Raw genomic sequence first — 5,678 nt, forward strand, 5'->3', positions numbered from 1 at the left:
CGGTTACCGAGTTTTTGCCGATGGGGAAGTTGTCGGCGAAGTCACCAGCGGCGGCCCGTCTCCCACCCTAGGATACCCGATCGCCCTGGCGTATCTTCCCCCCGCCCTCGCCAAAATCGGCCGCCCCCTAGAGGTGGAAATTCGCGGTAAAACCTACCCTGCCGAAGTGGTGAAAAAACCCTTCTACCGTAAAAAATAAAAACGTTAAGGTTCCCAAATCTCCTCCGTAGATCGAGCCCGAGAAATGGGATAATAACTCTGGACTATTGCCCATGAGGTTCGATCGCCATGAAACGAAGCTCCTCAACTTTCGTCGCCATCGCATTGACCGTTCTCCTCGTTATTGCGGGTAGTCTTTACTGGCTGCGGGTGAAGAGTCCGCTATCCTTGTTGCAAGGCGCACCCATTTCCGCACCCGAGGCGGCCTTATTCATTCCCAAGGATGCCCCCCTCGTCGCATCGTTGCTCGCCAACCCCGATCGCCTGCAAGGGTTGCGACAAATGCGAACGCCCCTACTCAAACGGGGCGAATCCAGCGCCGAGTTCGATCGCTTCAAACGCAGTCTCTTGGCAGACACCGATCTCGACTACGATCGCGATATCCAACCCTGGCTGGGGGATGAAGTCACCTTAGCCATTACCCATTTAGATGGAGATGGCGATCGCCGCAACGGTACCCAACCGGATTATTTAGTCGCCTTGGCCGTCAAAGATGCCCCCAAGAGTCGCGAATTTCTGGATTTGTTCTGGCAAAATAAAGCCGCTGCTGGGGCCGACTTAGAATTTGAGGATTACAAAGGGGTCGAACTCGTCTCCACGAAGCCCCAAAAATCGCTATTCCCATTGCGATCGAAAACCCAAAAGCTCAACTTCAACCCCTTTTCGAGCCGAAGTGCCAACGTTTGGGCCAGTGCGACCGTTTCCGATCGATTCGTCTTATTCGCCAACTCCGCCGACGGACTGCGCCAAGCGATCAATCGCGTTCAAGTCGGAGATCTCAATCTCACCAACAGTCCCACCTATCAAAAAGCCCTGACCTATCTTACCCAAAAGCGTCTGGGATTGGTCTACGTGGATATTGCTCGAATCGCGGCTTGGACTAGCAAAACCCCGATGGGTTCGCAGCGCATTGCCAATCCCTTAGCCATCGCCTTCGCCGCCGATTCTCGAGGACTTCTCGCCGATGCGATGTGGCTTGCCCAACCCGATGCATTCCCGACCTTCCCCACGATCGCGAAGCCGGTAGCTGCCTTAGAATATATTCCCGAAACCAGTGCTTTTGCCATTGCCGGAACCGATCTCGATCGACTGTGGCAGCAACTAGATCGGATTCGATCGAGCAACCCGTTACTGACTCGGGCGATCGAATCGGCAATCGATCGATGGAATGCCAACTTCGGAATTTCTCTGGCGGAGGATATCTTTAGTTGGGTCAAAGGTGAATATGCCCTGGCATTAGTGCCTCGAGAAGATACCCAACTCGATTGGGTGTTCGTCGCCCAAACCTCTGACACCGCCGCCGCATCCATCGAACATCTCGATAAGATCGCGGCCGATCGAGGTTACAGCGTTGGACCTTTCACTCTCAAAGGCGAACATCGGGTGGTGGCGTGGACGAAGCTATCGGCCGCCGAAGATGAGTCCGGTAGCGGTCCTCGCTTGCAACTGGCCGCCCAAGTTCGAGGCGTTCGCGGCAACGTTGATAAGTACGAGATTTTTACGAGTTCGATCGAAGTAATGGACCGCGCGTTCGGCGCGCCGAGAAACGGATCGCTGCGATCTCTCGAAGGTTTCGCGACGGGTTTGGGAATTTTTCCCGCCCAAAATGATGGTTACTTATATGCGAACTGGGACGATAGCAAACTTCCCCTAGAGCGGCAATTCCCAGCACTCAAGTTCATCGAACTCGCAGGAGAATCATTTTTTGCACATTTGAAATCGTTCACAACCAGTAGCTACAAGAGCGACTCGGGATTTGAGAGAACCGGAATTTTATTCCAGTTGCGATCGTGAAAAATTTGAAACTCGATCCAAAAGACAGAAAACCTCAGAAACATTGCATTTCCTTCCTCAAGGCTCTCGGGTACGGAATGCAATTTCTGAGGTTCAGCCATCGACGATCGATTGGCAACGGGGAAGTGTTAGCCACCTCCAATGCCAACCCATCGAAGTGTGGGTTTATTTATCGTCGTCACCACCCTCATTATTTGAGGAAGACGATGAAGACGGCGGAGGTGACGAACGCTGACCCCGAGAGAAAGAGCGAGAAGATTGCTTGCGAAATTGTCGAGCGTATGCTTGATTCCGAGAAGCTTTCTCTTTTTTGAGATTGCGACGTTTAGCCATGATGATTTCTCCATCAACACAATAAAGTAAAAAAACGCCTCTGGGAAAGCTTTCGAGATGCAGTCACGGGACTCCCAGAAGCGTTTGTGAAATTAAGCTTGAGGCTTAAGCTTAGAAGCGGTTGTTTCTGCGACCACCGCCGCCACCATAACCGCCGCCACCGGAACCTCTGTTATTTTCTCGAGGTCGAGCTTCATTAACTTTCAGGGAGCGACCCATCCATTCTGCGCCATCTAGTTCTTCAATTGCCTTTTTTTCTTCGGCATCGGTATCCATTTCGACAAAAGCAAAACCCCGCATGCGACCGGTTTCGCGGTCGGTCGGAACATGAATCCGCTTAACGGTTCCATATTCTTTGAAGACCTCTTCGAGATCTTCTTGGGTCACCTCATAGGAGAGGTTGCCTACATAAATTGACATAGAGTTGACGATCTCCTCGATCGGAATTGTGTAGAGAGCCAAGATGTCGGAGAAAGCCTGTCAATACCTTCGGAAAAAATCTATCAATACTGAACAACAAACACTATCACCGATCTTTATTCTCAGTGACCATTCTAGCACCCGATTGGGAATTCGAGGATCGACACTGAGGAACTTGGATCGAGACCCGGAATTGGACGTGGGAGATCGGATAGAGTCGACCTGGGTTCGAGAGAACTTCATCCATCGCTCAAGGCTTTTGAGGTCTGCGATTGCTGGATTTTTCAACGGATGCGGCGATCGATGACCATTGCCAATTGTGACGGGACAACGGTCTTAAAATACCCCCGAAACAGAATTGAATCGATCGCCAATTCTTTCAGATTGTCATGAGTTACCAACAAGACCTGTGGTGTCAACTTGAGGTCTGGAGTATTTTGTCATTTTCTCAACCCTCCGCCTCCGGCTGCGCCCGAGAAAATGACTGCCGTCAATTCATTTCATTTCATTGCATCGAGGCAAAGCGAAAGTCTTTCTTATATAGATCGAGTTTGGGGAAGCGTTAGCTCGAAGACGCTACCTTCCCCCAGGGTCGAGCGAACGGTAATCTGTCCGTTATGGAGGTGAGCGATGCGCTGAGCCAGGTGCAGCCCCAAACCACTACCAACGCGCATGTGGTTTCCCTGTCGAAATCGCTCGAAAATTTGACGCAAATCTTCTTCGTCGATTCCAGCTCCGGTATCTTCGACTTCCAGGCTTATTTTCGTTGCACGCGATCGCAGCCGGAGGGTCACGCGCCCCGTATCGGTGAATTTGATGGCATTGCCCGCGAGGTTGGTAATCAAGCGGCGCAGCTCCAGGCGATCGCCCTCGATGAAAAACTCCAGTGCGTCGTCGATATCGAGGACAATTTCCAGCCCCTTCTCGTAAGCTAGCGGTGCTAGTTCCTCAACGATTTCCTTGCACAGCGATCGCAATGAGAAACGAGACCGGCTCAACAGCTTTTGTCCCGCATCGTGACGATAAACCTCTAGCAGCGCGTTGACCATCGTCAGCAAATTGGTATTGCTAGTGGCGATATTCCTCAATGCCTCTTGAGTCTCCTCGGTAATCTCGCCAAAAGTCTCCTGAAGGCAAAGTTCCAAAACGCGATTGGCCGCAATCAGGGGCGTTCTCAAATCGTGGGTGAGGCGAGTCGCAAAATCATCGCGTTGCTTGACCATATATTCGAGGGCTTGATTTTGCCGTTCGAGCCGCTTGTGGGACTCCCTCAAGCGCTGATTGGCCAAAGCCACTTCACACTCTGCCCGATACACCCGGATCGCTTTGTGAATCGCCTGGGTCAGGGTTTCCGTCGATAGCCGGATTTTGGGTAAATAATCAGAAACACCGGCTTTCATCAAATTGACCGCCGTTTCTTCGCTGCCTTGCCCCGTTAAGGCAATCAGGGGAGTTTTTACCCCAGACTCCCGTAGCCGATTCACCAGAGTTAAGCCGTCGCAACCGGGCATTCGGTAGTCCAAAAAGGCGCAGTCAAATGGCTCGGATTTTAGCAGGTTCGCCCCAACATCAGCACTGTCTACTTCTTGCAACTCGAAGCTCAATGTAGAGCGCTTGAGTGCTCGACGCAGTGCCATGCGATCGACCTCATCATCATCGACCACAAGAAGCCGGAGCGTTTCATCCATATTACTTACTTCGGAAATTCACACATCGTCCAAAATCGATCGAGGGCGCTCATCACTTCCACAACCTGAGCGAAGGTTACGGGTTTGACGATGTAGCCTGCTACGTTAAGATTATACGCCTCCAAGCGATCTTGTTCGCGATCGGATGTTGTTAAAACAATCACCGGTGTTTGATGGATGTTCGGATCTTGGCGTAGTTCTTTGAGAAACTCAATGCCATTCATCTTGGGCATATTCAGGTCTAAAAGAACGAGGCGACGGGACGGGGGAATCGATTTGTGGGACGGTCGCAGCATCTCTAAGGCTTCTAAACCATTACTGGCGACGTAGAGTGGATTCTTTACTTGGCTTTTTTTGAATGCGCGCTGGACAGTCATCACATCCACAGCATCATCATCCACCAATAAAATATTAATGGCTTTACCGTACATTTTGATTTGATTTTCTGGAGTGAACCTAGGCTGTGTCAACATTGGACTTTGAATACCGGGTGACGGCTCAGTTTCAATCTCATCGATGAAACTTTTCGTCAGCGCTACTAGTCAAGATGTCTAGCTAAAAATGTTAATAGAGTCTAGATCAATGCTTTTTGATATTACCAGCATACCCTTAAAATCAGGATAGTGCCTAAGCCCAAAGGAGGAATTTATCGGCTTGGACTTCTACCCTGGGGTGGAAACTAGACATAGCAATGGTACGGCTTTCTATCACCGGAGAAAGGTGCTTGAAAAATGGGAAAACAAGACCCGAACGGGTATACGGGACTACTTTTAGAGAAAACTCGATCTCGGTCTCATCGCAACAGCCCTAACACGATCGAGGTCATTCGATTAAGTCGGTAGGCGGAATTCAACGGAGGGTACTTCTGAGTCCGTGCAGGGGTTTGAGTCGAAGCTATTGTATGTTTGACTTATCCCACCAACTTAGGACATTCTCGTTTTGTTTTGGATATAAGTCATCGAATATTTATGAATTCGCTCGTACCAATCGATATTCACTATAAAAGATTGTCAATCTATCTAAAGTTCTATAATATTTGCTTGCCGATCCTAAACGAGCAATCTCGATCGCGTCACAGATCGGACATCAGGAGAAACTAAAAATAAAATTAACTTTTAAGTGGAAATCATCCATAAAATTGCTCGCTCCCTGCTTCCCAGCTCCTCTTTAGAGTGGTTGGGAGATAGGGGAGAATCTGGGTCATAGCTCTAGATGAGTTGGGAG

Annotated in this window: 7 protein-coding genes; 3 read left to right on the plus strand and 4 right to left on the minus strand. The window is 50.0% G+C overall.

Annotation, left to right across the window (positions count from 1 at the left end; translation table 11 throughout):
* From IQ235_RS17155 to IQ235_RS17165, 3 genes are all read left to right on the plus strand, one after another.
* Positions 1–199 (plus strand): glycine cleavage T C-terminal barrel domain-containing protein (locus IQ235_RS17155; protein WP_319592612.1); only part of this gene is annotated, 199 nt, incomplete at its 5' end.
* An 89-nt stretch (positions 200–288) separates the two neighbouring features.
* Positions 289–2,013: a DUF3352 domain-containing protein gene (locus IQ235_RS17160; RefSeq protein WP_264322647.1), complete on the plus strand. Its 1,725-nt coding sequence runs from the start codon at positions 289–291 to the stop codon at positions 2,011–2,013.
* A gap of 43 nt (positions 2,014–2,056) precedes the next feature.
* Entirely contained in the window at positions 2,057–2,248 is a 192-nt protein-coding gene (locus tag IQ235_RS17165) for a hypothetical protein (RefSeq protein ID WP_264322651.1), read from the plus strand.
* On the opposite strand, the gene IQ235_RS19010 is transcribed toward IQ235_RS17165, so the two are convergent.
* From IQ235_RS19010 to IQ235_RS17180, 4 genes are all read right to left on the minus strand, one after another.
* Complete coding sequence (locus IQ235_RS19010) at positions 2,179–2,346, minus strand: Asl3888 family RNA-binding protein (protein ID WP_502652924.1); 168 nt, start codon at positions 2,344–2,346, stop codon at positions 2,179–2,181. The two genes, IQ235_RS17165 and IQ235_RS19010, sit on opposite strands and share 70 nt — an antisense overlap.
* Before the next feature lie 111 nt (positions 2,347–2,457).
* Complete coding sequence (rbp, locus tag IQ235_RS17170; protein WP_264322648.1) at positions 2,458–2,766, minus strand: RNA-binding regulator; 309 nt, start codon at positions 2,764–2,766, stop codon at positions 2,458–2,460.
* Positions 2,767–3,302: 536 nt separating this feature from the next.
* Entirely contained in the window at positions 3,303–4,454 is a 1,152-nt protein-coding gene (locus IQ235_RS17175) for a hybrid sensor histidine kinase/response regulator (protein WP_264322649.1), read from the minus strand.
* A 5-nt stretch (positions 4,455–4,459) separates the two neighbouring features.
* On the minus strand, positions 4,460–4,927 hold the full coding sequence (locus tag IQ235_RS17180) for a response regulator (protein ID WP_319592613.1): 468 nt from the start codon (positions 4,925–4,927) through the stop codon (positions 4,460–4,462).
* Between the last annotated feature and the right edge of the window lie 751 nt (positions 4,928–5,678).

Origin of the sequence: Zarconia navalis LEGE 11467 (genome assembly GCF_015207075.1) — a bacterium.
Taxonomy (GTDB): domain Bacteria; phylum Cyanobacteriota; class Cyanobacteriia; order Cyanobacteriales; family Geitlerinemataceae; genus Zarconia; species Zarconia navalis.

Bases quoted from the DNA above. Each gene is read 5' to 3' on its own strand.
- IQ235_RS17175 (WP_264322649.1), bottom strand. From the start codon at position 4,454: ATGGATGAAACGCTCCGGCTTCTTGTGGTCGATGATGATGAGGTCGAT.
- IQ235_RS19010 (WP_502652924.1), bottom strand. From the start codon at position 2,346: ATGGCTAAACGTCGCAATCTCAAAAAAGAGAAAGCTTCTCGGAATCAA.
- IQ235_RS17180 (WP_319592613.1), bottom strand. From the start codon at position 4,927: ATGTTGACACAGCCTAGGTTCACTCCAGAAAATCAAATCAAAATGTAC.
- rbp (WP_264322648.1), bottom strand. From the start codon at position 2,766: ATGTCAATTTATGTAGGCAACCTCTCCTATGAGGTGACCCAAGAAGAT.
- IQ235_RS17160 (WP_264322647.1), top strand. From the start codon at position 289: ATGAAACGAAGCTCCTCAACTTTCGTCGCCATCGCATTGACCGTTCTC.